The sequence below is a fragment of the Acetobacter conturbans genome, from assembly GCF_011516755.1.
GTDB lineage: Bacteria > Pseudomonadota > Alphaproteobacteria > Acetobacterales > Acetobacteraceae > Acetobacter > Acetobacter conturbans.
This window is the reverse complement of the sequence record NZ_WOSY01000011.1, coordinates 21,540-35,942: the sequence shown is the minus strand read 5'-3', so window position 1 is coordinate 35,942 and position 14,403 is coordinate 21,540. Positions and strand designations below refer to the sequence as shown.

11 protein-coding genes are annotated in these 14,403 nt (G+C 60.3%); 7 read left to right on the top strand and 4 right to left on the bottom strand.

Features of this window, described 5'->3' with window-relative positions; genetic code table 11:
- Window positions 1-77 precede the first annotated feature (77 nt).
- Window positions 78-1,040, bottom strand: a complete 963-nt coding sequence (locus GOB81_RS11990; protein WP_173570736.1) for a peptidylprolyl isomerase — start codon at window positions 1,038-1,040, stop codon at window positions 78-80.
- Window positions 1,041-1,303: 263 nt separating this feature from the next.
- Here GOB81_RS11990 and secA point away from each other — a divergent pair, with 263 nt between their 5' ends.
- The 7 genes from secA (at window position 1,304) to GOB81_RS11955 (ending at window position 10,826) form a co-directional block, all read left to right on the top strand.
- A complete protein-coding gene (gene secA, locus GOB81_RS11985) occupies window positions 1,304-4,024 on the top strand; it encodes a preprotein translocase subunit SecA (protein WP_173570670.1) in 2,721 nt (906 codons plus the stop codon).
- A 164-nt stretch (window positions 4,025-4,188) separates the two neighbouring features.
- Window positions 4,189-4,938 (top strand): YebC/PmpR family DNA-binding transcriptional regulator, encoded by a 750-nt coding sequence (locus GOB81_RS11980; RefSeq protein ID WP_173570669.1) that lies wholly within the window; start codon window positions 4,189-4,191, stop codon window positions 4,936-4,938.
- 63 nt (window positions 4,939-5,001) lie between these two features.
- Window positions 5,002-5,913: a glycosyltransferase family 9 protein gene (locus GOB81_RS11975; protein ID WP_173570668.1), complete on the top strand. Its 912-nt coding sequence runs from the start codon at window positions 5,002-5,004 to the stop codon at window positions 5,911-5,913.
- A 41-nt stretch (window positions 5,914-5,954) separates the two neighbouring features.
- Window positions 5,955-7,088: a glycosyltransferase gene (locus tag GOB81_RS11970; RefSeq protein WP_408736930.1), complete on the top strand. Its 1,134-nt coding sequence runs from the start codon at window positions 5,955-5,957 to the stop codon at window positions 7,086-7,088.
- Window positions 7,089-8,882, top strand: a complete 1,794-nt coding sequence (gene asnB / locus GOB81_RS11965; RefSeq protein WP_173570667.1) for an asparagine synthase (glutamine-hydrolyzing) — start codon at window positions 7,089-7,091, stop codon at window positions 8,880-8,882.
- Between the two features lie 116 nt (window positions 8,883-8,998).
- On the top strand, window positions 8,999-10,321 hold the full coding sequence (locus GOB81_RS11960; RefSeq protein ID WP_173570666.1) for a dihydroorotase: 1,323 nt from the start codon (window positions 8,999-9,001) through the stop codon (window positions 10,319-10,321).
- Between the two features lie 124 nt (window positions 10,322-10,445).
- Window positions 10,446-10,826, top strand: a complete 381-nt coding sequence (locus tag GOB81_RS11955) for a hypothetical protein (RefSeq protein WP_173570665.1) — start codon at window positions 10,446-10,448, stop codon at window positions 10,824-10,826.
- A gap of 548 nt (window positions 10,827-11,374) precedes the next feature.
- Here GOB81_RS11955 and kdsA read toward each other — a convergent pair.
- The 3 genes from kdsA to secG form a co-directional block, all read right to left on the bottom strand.
- On the bottom strand, window positions 11,375-12,214 hold the full coding sequence (kdsA, locus tag GOB81_RS11950) for a 3-deoxy-8-phosphooctulonate synthase (protein WP_173570664.1): 840 nt from the start codon (window positions 12,212-12,214) through the stop codon (window positions 11,375-11,377).
- Window positions 12,211-13,842 (bottom strand): CTP synthase, encoded by a 1,632-nt coding sequence (locus GOB81_RS11945; RefSeq protein ID WP_173570663.1) that lies wholly within the window; start codon window positions 13,840-13,842, stop codon window positions 12,211-12,213. The genes kdsA and GOB81_RS11945 overlap by 4 nt, the downstream gene beginning before the upstream one ends.
- Window positions 13,843-14,049: 207 nt before the next feature.
- Window positions 14,050-14,382, bottom strand: coding sequence for a preprotein translocase subunit SecG (secG, locus tag GOB81_RS11940; protein ID WP_173570662.1), 333 nt, complete (start codon window positions 14,380-14,382; stop codon window positions 14,050-14,052).
- Between the last annotated feature and the right edge of the window lie 21 nt (window positions 14,383-14,403).

Genomic DNA, 14,403 nt, shown 5'->3' with positions numbered 1-14,403 from the left:
AAGGCGCGTCAGGCGACGGCCTTCCTCTCTTTCTTTATCGCAAGCGATGGAGCGAGGCTACAACCACCTCGTTTCAATCACTTGGAGGTCGGGTTTCCTGCCAGTGCGGGCTGCGCACCGTCCGGAATCGGCTTACCATCAGGACCGAAGCGAACGATTTTCGCATTGGACGTCGCCTTGTCCACTGCGGCGCGGACATCCTGCTGGATCAGCTGCTGGCGGATCTTGTCCTTGACCTCGTCTTCCTTCGGCACAGGCACCGTACGATCGGCGAGTACCTGGATGACGTGATAGCCGAACTGGCTCTTCACCGGCGTGGTGCTGTAAGTGCCCGGCTTCATGGCGAAAGCGGCATCGGCGAAGGCCGGAACCATGTCACCTTTCTTGAACCAGCCAAGGTCGCCGCCATTATTCTTGGCGCTACCCTTGTCGGTTGAGAGGCTCTCGGCCAGCGTGCCGAAATTGGCGCCGCCCTTGAGCTTCTTGATGATGTCCTGCGCCTCGGCATCGGTCTTCACGAGAATATGGCGCGCATGCACCTCCTTCTCGGGAGTCTTGTTGGCGTAGTTCTTGAGGTAGGAATCGTGGATGGCGGCATCCGTCAGCTGCGGCATGACCTGCTTGGACAGCCAGGCATTCTGCAGCGCCGTGTTGGCGGCATTTTCCATTGCAGCCTTCACTTCGGGGTCGTTCGGCAGATTTGCCTTGCGTGCCTCGATCTGGATGGCCTTCTGGTCAACAGCCTGATTCACCAGCATCGGGAAAATCATGTTCTGCGGCAGCTGACGGAACTGCGGCGGCATGCTCGATGCGGACTTACGGATGTCGTTGAGAGTGATCTTCTCGCCGTTGACCGTCGCCACCACGCTGTTCGGATCGACGGGAGGCGGAGGAGGCGCGTCGGCAGGCTGGGCAGCCGCCACGGCAGGCTTCGATGCGGCATCGGCCGCATGAGCGGCATGAAAGCCGACAGAGGGAAGGAGAGTGGAGGCAAACAGGGCAGAAGCTGCGAACAGCGAGCCCGGGTTGGAAAACCGCATCAGTAAAAAACCCTGTGTGAACAGAATGGAGCGCATCATGGCCGACCCACCGCCCCCCGACAAGGGCGTTCAATGCGACTGTTTTGTTAAGAAATTGCCACCTTCATCAGGCCGGTTGCGGCACATCGGTTGACCATGGACAGTGGCGGCCTTATCTCATTGACCGCACGCCGTCGGCTTCTGGTGACCGGTCAGCGTCTGTTTCGGACGTCTGATCAGGCTGGCAGGGTCGGTTCCGGGCGTGCTGTTCCGGAAAGGTCTTCATGTTCGCCTCGCTCGCTCGCGCCCTCTTCGGTACCGCCAATGACCGCTCTCTCAAAGCGTTCCAGCGCCGCGTGCCTGAAATCAACGCGCTTGAGCCCAGCGTCGCCGCTCTGGACGACGACGCGCTCGCGCACAGGACAGTGGAATTCCGCGAACGCATCGCCCGCGGCGAGACGCTCGATGCCTTGCTGCCCGAGGCTTTCGCCGTCTGCCGCGAGGCATCGAAGCGCGTACTCGGCATGCGTCACTTCGACGTCCAGCTTATCGGCGGTATGGTCCTGCACGCAGGCAAGATCGCCGAGATGCGCACAGGCGAGGGTAAGACTCTTGTCGCCACGCTGGCCGTTTATCTCAACGCACTCAACGGCAAGGGTGTCCATGTTGTCACGGTCAATGACTACCTTGCCCGGCGCGACGCTGATGAAATGAGTCGGCTGTACAGCTTCCTCGGCCTGACGACCGGGGTGATCGTGCCCAACCTTCCCGATGAAGCGCGGCGCGAAGCGTATGCCTGCGACATCACATACGGCACGAACAACGAGTTCGGTTTCGACTATCTCCGCGACAACATGAAATACCGTCTGGAAGACATGGTCCAGCGGCCCTTCAGCCATGCCATCGTGGACGAGGTCGACTCCATCCTCATCGATGAGGCGCGGACTCCCCTCATCATTTCCGGTCCCGCCGAGGACAGTTCCGACCTCTACCGCGCGGTGGATAACGTGATGGCCGAACTGGTCAGCGATCCAACCGCTTACGACAAGGACGAGAAGCTCCGCTCGGTGATCCTTACGGAATCCGGTTCGGAGCAGGTGGAGGAATTGCTGCGCACCGCAGACGTCCTTAAGGAAGGCGGCCTGTATGACGTGCATAACGTCGCCGTCGTCCATCACGTCCAGCAGTCGCTCCGTGCCCACACGCTGTTCTCGCGTGATGTGGACTACATTGTTCGTGACGGCAAGGTCACCATTATCGACGAGTTCACCGGCCGCATGATGGATGGCCGACGTTATTCGGACGGTCTGCATCAGGCGCTGGAAGCCAAGGAGCATGTCGAGGTCCAGCAGGAAAACCAGACACTGGCGTCGATCACCTTCCAGAATTATTTCCGCCTTTATCCCAAGCTGTCCGGCATGACGGGCACGGCCATGACCGAGGCCGACGAGTTCGCGGAAATCTACAAACTCGATGTGGTCGAGATCCCGACCAACCTGCCGGTCGCGCGCAAAGACACCGACGACGAAATCTATCTCGACGAGCAGCAGAAATTCGCGGCCGTGGTCAATCTCGTTGCGGAAATTCACAAGGGTGGTCAGCCGATTCTCGTTGGCACCACTTCTGTCGAGAAAAGCGAGGCGCTCTCCGCGCTGCTCAAGCGCAGTGACATTCCGCATCATGTGCTCAATGCCCGGTTCCATGAAATGGAAGCCGTGATCGTGGCACAGGCGGGTGCGCCAGGCGCCATCACCATCGCCACGAACATGGCGGGCCGCGGCACGGACATCAAACTCGGCGGTAACGTCGAGATGCGCATCCAGCAGGAACTGACCCACATCACGGATCCGGCGGAACACGCCATTGCCGAGCAGGCGATCCGTGACGAGGTGGCGAAAAATCAGGCTATCGTGAAGGCGGCGGGCGGCTTGTATGTGATCGGCACCGAGCGTCACGAAAGTCGCCGTATCGACAATCAGCTTCGTGGTCGCGCCGGTCGTCAGGGCGATCCGGGCGCTTCGCGCTTCTTCGTCTCGCTTCAGGATGACCTGATGCGGATCTTCGGGTCCGACCGCATGACCGGCATGCTCCAGAAAATGGGCATGCAGGAAGGCGAGGCCATCGTTCATCCCTGGCTGAACAAGGCGCTTGAGCGCGCACAGAAGAAGGTCGAAGGACGTAACTTCGACATGCGCAAGAATACGCTCAAGTATGACGACGTCATGAACGACCAGCGCAAGGAAGTTTACGGCCAGCGTCGCGAATTCATGATGCAGGAGGATGTGGCGGAGCTCATCGTCGAGATGCGGGAGGAGCTGATTCTCTCCCTCGTCGACCGCTTCATTCCTGAAAAGGCTTTTGCCGAACAGTGGCAGAGTACTGCGCTGGCGGACGAAATCAGGCGCATCTTCAACCTTGATCTGCCGATCGCGGACTGGGCGAAGGAAGACGGGATGGACCGCGAGCAGGTTGCTGTTCGCATTGAGGATGCCGCTGCGCAGGCGCAGGCCGTCCGGACGACCAATTTTGGTCCCGACATCATGCGGTATCTGGAAAAACAGATCTTGCTGACGACGTTCGACTCCGTCTGGAAAGAGCATCTTCATGCGCTCGATCAGTTGCGTCAGGGCATCGGCCTGCGGGCCTATGGCCAGAAAGATCCGCTGAACGAATACAAGCACGAAGCTTTCCAGCTCTTCACCGTCATGCTTTCGGAGATGCGCGAGCGCGTGATCACGCTGCTGGCTCGTGTCGAAGTCGCGCCGCCCCCTGAGCCGCATCCCCTCGAAGGCATTGGTGAGTTCCATCCGGATCCACAGGTCGAAGGTTATGCGTCCGAACCGGCGAACTACGCAGCGACACCTCTTGCTGTCGCCGCTGAGCCGCCGAGCAGCGGGGCGATCCTGCCGGAAGATCCCACGACATGGGGTGAGACGCCACGCAACGCGATGTGTCCATGCGGTTCGGGCCTGAAATACAAGCACTGCCATGGTCGCCATGTCTGAAGCACGTTCCGGACATCCTCCCGGGCGCTGAAGTCCGGCCATCAGGCTTTTCTTCCTGGCGGCAGGTATCATCCGTCGGGGAGGTCTTTTCTGCGAATCATCGTTCGCCTTCGCCGGGTCCTGCCCGGCAGTAATCAGATCATCAGTTATACGAGGACAGCGACATGGCAGGCCATTCGCAATTCAAGAACATCATGCACCGCAAGGGTGCACAGGATGCTAAGCGCGCCAAGCAGTTCGCGAAGGTCATCCGCGAAATCACCGTCGCGGCGCGATCGGGTCTGCCTGATCCGGCTTCCAACCCGCGTCTTCGCGCCGCGATTTCCGCCGCTCGTGAAGTCAACATGCCGAAGGACACCGTCGAGCGCGCCATCAAGAAGGCGACGGGTGCGGGCGGCGGCGATGATTACGCCGAAGTCCGGTACGAGGGTTACGGTCCGGCGGGAGTGGCCGTCATCGTGGAGGCCCTGACCGACAACCGTAACCGCACGGCGGGTGAGGTGCGGGCCGCATTTTCAAAATACGGCGGTTCGCTGGGTGAGACGAACTCGGTGTCCTTCATGTTCAGCCGGATGGGGGTCATCACCTATCCGGTCAGCGTCGCCACCGAGGACGAGATGCTTGAAGCGGCGATCGAGGCAGGTGCTGACAACGTGGAGTCGACCGAGACGGCGCATGAAGTCACCTGCGAGGTCGAGTCCTTCTTTGCGGTGCGGGACGCACTGGAGACAAAGTGGGGTGAGCCGGAGAGTGCAAAGCTCGACTGGCGTCCGGAAAACACCATTCTGCTCGACGAGGACAAGGGACGCACGGTTCTGAAACTGCTCGATATTCTCGAGGACAGCGACGACGTGCAGAACGTCTATGCAAACTTCGATCTTCCGGAAGAGGTGGCGGAAGCCCTCTCCGCCTGAGGCAAAGGCTGTTGCCCCGGTTTCCCATTGCGGTCGCCGGGCCGCGCCCATAAAGGCGGGTCGATGCGCATTCTTTTCATCACGGCGACACGTCTGGGCGATGCGGTCATTTCCACGGGCCTGCTGGATTATCTGATTCACGCGCATCCCCTCGCGCGCTTCACCGTCGTCTGTGGTCCGGTGGCTGCCGGACTGTTCCAGAGCATGCCGCAACTGGAGCGGCTTATCGTCATGACCAAGAGGCGTCATGACCTGCACTGGCTCGTGCTCTGGAAGCAATGCGTTCGGACACGCTGGGATCTGGTGATCGATCTGCGCGGGTCGGCGACAGGCCTGCTGCTCAGGAGCAGGGCATGCCGAATCATGCGAGGCGGTCGGCGCGCCGGGGCCCGCGTGGCGCATGTTGCGAATGTGCTCTCTCTGCCTTCTCCCCCCATGCCGGTCGTCTGGACTGATGAAAAAGACCGGGTGGATGCGCACGAGATGCTTGGCGAAGGGCGATTCATCGCATTCGGGCCAACCGCGAACTGGGTGGGCAAAGTCTGGCCGGCGAACAGTTTCATCGCGTTGTGGCGGACGCTTTCCGGGGTTTTTCCAGACCGGAAGCTCGCGGTGTTTTATGGGCCCGGTGAAACGGAGAGAGCATTGGCTGCGCCACTCCTGGCGTTTCCCGGTGCCGTGGACGCGGGTGGTCGATTCACCCTTGCGCAGACCGCGGCGATGCTTCAACGCTGCGAACTGTTCGTTGGTAACGATTCCGGTCTGATGCATCTCGCTGCAGCGGCCCGTATTCCGACGCTGGGGCTGTTCGGTCCTTCCCGGGCGAGCGAATATGCCCCTGCCGGACCGTTCGCACAGTGGATTGCAGCACCCGGGCCGGAAGGACACGCTCCAATTGAGGGACTTTCCCCCGTCGTGGTGGCGGAGCGTGCGCTTGCCATGCTGGCTGAAAACGCAACGGAGGCAGGACTGTGAGCGCAGGGCATGATGGAATGCCGCATGGTTTTGATCCGGACATGCTGATGCCCGGGAACGCGTTCCCGCCGGAGGGTCCCGACCTTGCTTCCCCTCCCGTTCGTGTCGCGCATGTGATGGCGGGCGCGGCAGCGGGCGGAGCGGAACTGTTCTTCGAGCGTCTGTGCATCGCGCAAAATGCGGAAAGCGGCGTCGATGTGCTGCCCGTCATCCGTCGTGATGAAGACAGGCTACAGCGCTTGCGCACGGGCGGTCTTACCCCCCGCGAACTGCGATTTGGCGGGCAGGCCGATCTTCTGACCCGCCCCAAGCTGAACAGTGTGCTGAAAGCCTTTCATCCTTCGGTGGTGGTGGCGTGGATGAACCGGGCAGCCCGTTTCGCTCCCCCCGGTCCGTGGACACTCGCCGGACGGCTCGGCGGCTTTTACGATCTTGGCTATTACAAGCGCTGCGAGCATCTCATCGGCAATACGCGCGGGCTGGCGAGCTGGATGGTCCGGCAGGGATGGCCAGCCGAGCGGGTTCATTACGTACCGAATTTCGCCGCCGACATCTCGAAGGTCGAACCCGTGCGGCCACGGGAAATTCCCAGTGACGTGCCGTTCATTGTCGCGCTGGGACGGCTGCACACCAACAAGGCGTTCGATGTTCTCATCCGCGCTATGAAGCATCTTCCCGGCGTGCGGCTGCTCATCGCGGGTGAGGGGCCGGAGCGCGAAGCTCTGGAAACGCTCATTCGCACCGAGCGCCTCGGAGACCGCGTCATCATGCCCGGCTGGGCGTCCAATCCTGCCAGCCTGATCCGTGCCTGCGATGTGTTCGTCTGTCCCTCCCGTCACGAACCGCTGGGCAATGTGGTGATCGAGGGGTTCTCTGCCATACGACCCGTGGTCGCCGCCGCCTCGCAGGGGCCGCGTGAACTCATCGTCCACGGGAGCAACGGCATGCTGGCTCCGGTCGATGATGCGCGTTCTCTGGCGACATCCATCGGCATGGTGCTGGGCGACCACGTTCTGGCACAACGCCTCGCGCTTGCCGGACGCAGGACATACGAGAAAAATTTCGCACCCATGCCGGTTCTGACGGCATGGGAAGCATTTCTCCGCAAGGTGTCGCCCGTCCCATCGCCTTCTGGGGCGGTTCAGGAGCATTCCTTTGGGCAGGTCAGCGGATAGATGTGCGGCATCGGGGGCATCGTCTATCGACCCGGTGTCGCGCCCAGATCCGGGGAAACGTTGCAGCGTCTTGCTGACGGGCTCGGTCACCGAGGCCCGAACGGCGTGCATATCGAGCGTCTGGGGCAGGCGGATCTGGTCCACACGCGCCTGTCCATCGTGGATCTCGCCGGTGGGGATCAGCCGCTGCATGCCGGGCACGCCGCACTGGTGGCCAATGGCGAGATCTACAATGATCCCCAGATCCGGGACAGCATCGGCAATCAGCTCTTCGCTACAGGCAGCGACTGCGAGTCCGCCCTGCGGCTGTGGGAGCGTGAGGGGCGTGGTTTCCCCGATCATCTGCGCGGCATGTATGCCATTGCGCTGTATGACAGCGCTGAGGACAAACTCTTTCTCGTCCGCGATCCTTTCGGCATCAAGCCGCTCTATTACACCCTGCTTCCGGACGGTCTGGCATTTGCCTCGGAGCCACGCGCCCTGATCGCTGCGGGGCTTGTCGCAAACGGTCTGGACGCGGGCAAAAGGGATGAACTGCTGCAACTTCAGTTCACGACTGGCAGCGAAACGATCTTCCCCGGCATTCGGCGCGTGTTGCCCGGCGAGATGCTGGAAGTGACTCACGGCAGCATCGTAGCCCGTACCCGGAAGGCCGCGCTCCCGACCGGAAAGACGGAGCGGATTGACGAGGCCGAGGCGCTCGACCGTCTGGACGCTGCGCTCATGGACAGTGTGCGCGCCCATGAGCGGGCGGATGTGCCATTCGGTCTGTTCCTTTCCGGCGGCATCGACAGCGTGACCGTGCTGGCCGCCATGGCCCGGGTGCGTCGGGAAAACGGGCAGGAAGCCCCTCTGCTGACATGGACCGCCGGGTTCGACGTGCGGGACGCGGCGGACGAGACGGAGCATGCCGCCGCCATGGCGAAAAGCGTGGGAGCGGAACACGCCGTTCTGCGGGTCACGAAAGACGATTTCTGGACGCATCTTCCCGCCATTGTCGCCTGCATGGACGATCCTGCGGCGGATTACGCCATCGTTCCCACATGGTTGCTGGCGCGGGAGGCCCGTAAAAGTGCAACGGTCATTCTTTCCGGCGAAGGAGGCGATGAACTGTTCGCGGGCTATGGCCGATATCGTCGGGCGGCGCTGCCCTGGTGGCGCGGCGGTCGCGGGATGCGGCGTCACGGCACGTTCGATGGTCTGGATGTGCTGCGTCATCCGTCACGGGTATGGCGCGACGGCATTGCCGCTGCCGAACGCACCGCATGCGGCATGGGACGGCTGAGCGCCGCACAGGCTGTCGATATCACCGAATGGCTGCCCAATGATCTCCTGCTCAAGCTGGATCGCTGTTTGATGGCGCAGGGTCTGGAAGGCCGCACGCCGTTACTCGATCCGGTCATCGCCGCTGCCGTCTGGTGTCTGCCGGATGATCTCAAGGTGCGAGGGCGGCAGGGGAAGTATCTGCTGCGTCAATGGCTGGAGCGGGAACTGCCCGAAGCCCGTCCGTTCGCTCCCAAGCAGGGTTTTACCGTGCCGGTTGGGGCATGGATCGAGGAGCAGGGCGCAAGACTGGGGGCACTGATGGCCGCGCAACCCGCTATTATGGCCATCGCGCATCCCGTGAAAGTCGAGGCGTTGTTCCGCCGTGCATCGGGACGCCGGGAGCGCCACGCCGTGTGGGCGTTGCTGTTTTACGCGCTGTGGTACCGGGTGCAGATCGACGGCGTATGCCCTGATGGCGATGTATTCGATGTGCTGGCGTCCCGTCAGACAGTGCATTCCTGCGAATAAAAACCGTTGCGGGCCGCTCTTGCGGTTCAGGCCGCACCGCTGATGGTTTACAAGCACGGTAACGAACTCATCTGGTGACCTCGAGCCCCAGTAGACCTCAACAGAAAGGCACGGCCATGCGCTATGACCTGATTATCCGTAACGGCACCTGCATCCTTCCGTGGGGTGAAGTGAAAACGGATGTCGGTGTCATCTCAGGACGGATCGCTAGCATTGATGTGCCGGGCAGCGCCGAGGCGGCGGAAGTCATCGACGCGCAGGGACTGCATGTGCTGCCGGGCCTGATCGACGCGCATGTGCATCTGCGTGATCCCGGCGATCCGACTGTCGAGAGCATTCCGACCGGCACGAAAGCGGCGGCTCTGGGTGGCATCGCCACCGTTTTCGACATGCCGAACACCAATCCTGCTGTTACCGATGTCGAGATGCTGCGCTGGAAGCAGGAATACGCTTCCCGTGAATCCTATACGGACTTTGCGTTCTATATTGGTGCGACACGGGAAAACACGAAGGATCTCGGGGAGTTCGAGCTTTTTGACGGTGTGTGCGGCGTTAAGGTGTTTGCCGGTTCCTCGACGGGTAATCTGATGATCGAGGACGATGACGGCATCGAGGCGGTGTTACGCCAGGGTCATCGTCGCGTGTCCTTCCATTCCGAGGACGAATACCGTTTGCGGGCGCGGAAAACCCAGTTCGGCCAGACTGGTATGCCGTGCTGCAATCACAGCATCTGGCGTGATCCGGAATGCGCCTTTCTCGGCACGCGCCGTATCACGGCCCTGTCGGTGAAAACGGGGCGCCCGGTCCACATCCTGCACACGTCCACCGAGGAGGAGTTCAAATTCCTCCAGAGCTATCGTCATCTTGTCACGACGGAGGTGCTGGCCAATCACCTCACGCAGATCGCGCCGGAATGTTATGACGCACTCGGCAATTTTGCCGTGATGAACCCGCCGATCCGCGAAGAGCGTCATTTCGAGGCCGCCTGGCAGGCTCTTCGCGACGGTATGGTGGATGTGGTGTCGTCCGATCACGCACCCCACTCGCGGGAAGCCAAGGCGAAGCCCTGGCCCGAATGTCCGTCCGGCATGACGGGCGTGCAGACACTGGCGCCGATCATGCTCGATCACGTGAATGCCGGTCGCCTGTCGCTTTCCCGTCTGGTCGATGTCATGGCGGCGGGTCCGGCCCGTGTGTACGGCCTGATGGCGAAGGGACGGCTGACGGTGGGTTACGACGCCGATTTCACGCTGGTGGACATGAAAGCCGAACGCCGCATCACCAACGACTGGATCGCAACGCCTGCGGGCTGGTCGCCGTTCGATGGCAAGGAAGTGAAAGGCTGGCCTGTGGCGACCATCGTGCGTGGTCATATCGTGATGCGTGAGGACACGATTCTTGGCGAGCCTCTCGGTCAGTTGAGCCGGTTTCTGCCCTGAAAAAGCCGCGGGTTTTCCTCATAGGGGCGTTTCGGCAAAAGGGGTTCCGAATCGGTCCTCTGATGGATTACTCCCTGCTGCCGTAATCGCCACACAGATCCGGCTTCGGCCGGAAGGAACACCCATGAGAACGACGTTTGCGATCTGTTTTGCCGCTTCACTGACTATTGCCGGCGTTCTGGCACCAGCCCATGCTGAGAGCCTGTGGGCCGCCTCTGGCTGCGGTGCGGAACCGTCTGCTCCGTCGCTCGATGTGTCCACTGTGGACCACTATAATGCGAGCGTGGACAAGGTCGCTTCTTATGAGAAGGCGGCCCGTGCCTATAATGGCTGCGTCTCGAAGGAAGCGACGCATCAGCAGACCGCCATCAGCACTGAAGCCAAGGCGAAGATGGATCATATTCAGGAAGGCAGTTCTACCGTGCAGAAGCGGATTGCGGGCAATTTCACTAAATTCAATACCCAACTGAAGGCTGCGGGCGCAAAGCTGGGCAAGCCAAAGTGAATATTGGTGTTGGAAAAGTATCTCTTCTTTTTTGAGTGAACTGTCCTCCATGCAGATGAGATAAGGATAGGGGATGCCCGCGATCGTCTGCATGGTATTAATTGACTGTAAGTCTTATAAATAAATATATTCTACGCTTTTTATTTGCGATTCGCTTAGACTGTCTGTTTTTTTTGATGATTATCTATTTATTTTATTGTTATAATATTAACATTACTTGAGTAATATTATTTATGTAAATGAAATATAAGATGAAAAAATTATATTACCTCGCATCGCAAGATAGTGAAGTCATATGTATATTGATACGTAAGCTATAATTCTTGCAAAAGTCCACCACGCGCTTTTCTGCGTATTCTGAATACTAATGCGCGCAGGATGGAGATATGCTTGATGGCGTAAGAATGGTGATTAATACGACCACTAAAGCGATCCAGATGGCAGTTATGCCAGAGCATATTCCGTTCAAATGGAACCATTTGAATGGGAAATGCTCTGGTTACGTTGACCCGCCACCTAAATGGCTCTGAAGATCCGTAGTCTGTATTTTATGAGGCAGGTGGATTTTTCGACAGGGCATCGAACGCCTGAAGCGTGCGGATGACCTGCGGCATGTCCCGCAGCGGAATCATGTTTGGCCCATCGCTGGGGGCCTTGTCCGGGTCTTCATGTGTCTCAAGAAATACCGCCGCCACGCCGATGGCCACTGCCGCACGCGCGAGGATCGGCGCGAACTCGCGCTGACCACCCGAAGCCGTGCCAAGACCGCCCGGTTGCTGGACTGAATGGGTGGCGTCGTAAACCACGGGATAGCCCGTGGCCCCCATGATCGGCAGGCCACGCATGTCGTTGACCAGCGTGTTGTAGCCGAAGCTGGTGCCACGCTCACACAGCATGATGCGCTCGTTACCGGTCGAGGCGATCTTGTTCGCCACATGGGTCATGTCCCACGGCGCGAGGAACTGGCCTTTTTTCACATTGATCGCAGCACCCGTCTCCCCCGCAGCCAGAAGCAGGTCTGTCTGGCGGCACAGGAAAGCGGGAATCTGAAGCACATCGACGGCTTGGGCGGCGGGAGCGCACTGTTCGGGGCTATGTACATCCGTCAGCACCGGGATACGCAGTTGCTCGCGGATGTCGGACAGGATCTGCAACCCCTTGTCCATCCCGATGCCGCGCTGGGAACCGATGCTGCTGCGGTTCGCCTTGTCGTAGGAGCTTTTGTAGATCAGGCCGATTCCGGCCTCGCCACAGATCTCGGCAAGCGCAGCAGCCGTATCCATCGCATGGGCGGCGGACTCGATCTGGCATGGTCCTGCAATCAGAACCAGTGGCAGATCATTGCCGATTGCCAGATCGCCAAGGGCGACAACCTGTTGGATGCTCATGATGAGCGTGCCTTTTTAATCGCGGCACCGATGAAACCGGAAAACAGCGGATGCGGCGCGAAAGGACGTGAGATCAGTTCCGGATGATACTGCACGGCGATGAACCACGGGTGATTGGGATATTCCACGACCTCCGGCAGGATGCCATCGGGCGACATGCCGGAGAATTTCAGCCCGGCCGCTTCGATCTTGTCACGATAATGGACGTTCACTTCGTAACGGTGACGGTGACGCTCGCGGATGGTGGTCGTGCCGTAAGTTTCCGCCGCGCGTGAGCCTTCGGCAAGCTTGGCGGGATAACCACCCAGCCGCATAGTGCCACCAAGTTCGCCACCTTCACGACGACGCAGCATTTCGTTGCCACGTGCCCACTCGGTCATCAGGCCGATCAGGGGTTCCTTCGCAGGGCCGAATTCGGTTGAGGAGGCGTCAGGCATTCCAGCCAGATTACGGGCACATTCGATGACCGCCATCTGCATGCCAAAACAGATCCCGAGGAAGGGGATGTTCTTCTCGCGGGCATAGCGCACGGCCTCGATCTTGCCGCCTGCGCCGCGCTCACCAAATCCGCCGGGGACGAGGATGCCATCCACATCGTCCAGACGGCTCAGAGATGCTGGATCCTTCTCGAAGCTTTCGGATTCCATCCAGTCCAGCTTGACGCGCACGTTATTGGCGATCCCGCCGTGCAGAAGCGCTTCATTGAGGGATTTATAGCTGTCCAGCATGGCGGTGTATTTGCCGACCACGGCGATCCGAACTTCACCATCAGGCTCGTGGATCGTCTTGACGATGCGCTTCCAGCCCGAAATATCAGGCTCCTGATCGTGCGGAAGGCCGAAATAATGCAGGACTTCGGTGTCCAGCCCCTCAGCGTGATAGGAAAGGGGGCACTCGTAAATCGTGTCCACATCCCGCGCTGCAATCACCGCCTGCGGGCGCACATTGCAGAAATTCGCGATCTTGCGGCGCTCGTTCTCCGGAATGGGACGATCGCAACGGCAGAGCAGGATCTGCGGCTGGAGCCCGACGTTCTGGAGCTCCTTCACGGAATGCTGTGTCGGCTTGGTCTTGAGCTCGCCTGCTGACGCAATCCACGGCAGGAGCGTGAGGTGCACGACCATGGTGTTTTCAACGCCGAGGTCATTGCGAAGCTGACGGATGGATTCGAGGAACGGCAGGCTCTCGATGTCGCCCACTGTGCCGCCGATTTCGACAAGGCAGAAATCCAGCCCTTCGGTGTCGGCGACCACACGTTCTTTGATGGCGTCGGTGATGTGCGGAATGACCTGCACGGTCCCGCCGAGATAGTCGCCGCGGCGCTCGCGGGCGATCACTTCGGAATACACGCGACCTGTTGTCGTGTTGTCGGACCGCGTAGCGTTCACGCCGGTGAACCGCTCGTAGTGGCCTAGATCGAGGTCGGTTTCGGCCCCGTCGTCCGTGACGAAAACTTCGCCATGCTGATACGGGCTCATCGTGCCCGGATCGACGTTAAGATACGGATCAAGCTTGCGTAGCCGGACCTTGTATCCACGTGTCTGAAGGAGGGCAGCGAGAGCCGCAGAAGCGATTCCCTTGCCGAGTGAGGAGACCACGCCACCGGTGATAAATACGAACCGCGTCATGGAAGGTCTCCCTACACTGAGCAGGGAGGGGGAGGGAAGAGCCGAATCACTTTCCAGAGGATCAGATGCAATTTTGTGGGGAAGCTGGTGCAGGTAGGAAAGGGGGTGCAGGTGTTGCTGGGCCTGCCTCTGCCTGCTTACTCACAAACAAAAAAGCGCAGGAAAAATTCCTGCGCTTTTTTAAAACCGGTTGGTTCCGGAAAAAGATTACGGCTGAGATGCCGGAGCCGCCGGGGTGGCCGTAGGTGTTCCCGGTACAGGCGCCGCTGGGGGCGGGTTGGCGAGGATGTCATGACTTCCACCGCCCGCGACCGCGCCGCGATTCATCACGGCCAGCGTGAGTGACAGCAGCATGAAGGCCGTCGCCAGTCCGGCGGTGGTGCGCGTCAGCAGGTTCGCTGTGCCGCGTCCGGTCATGAAGGAGCCCATGCCCTGCGATGAACCGATGCCGAGACCGCCGCCCTCGCTGCGCTGGATCAGAACGACGGCAATCAGGGTGATGGTCACGAGAAGATGGAGGATCATCAGGACGGTGGTCATGGACTATCCGGTAGAAGAGCC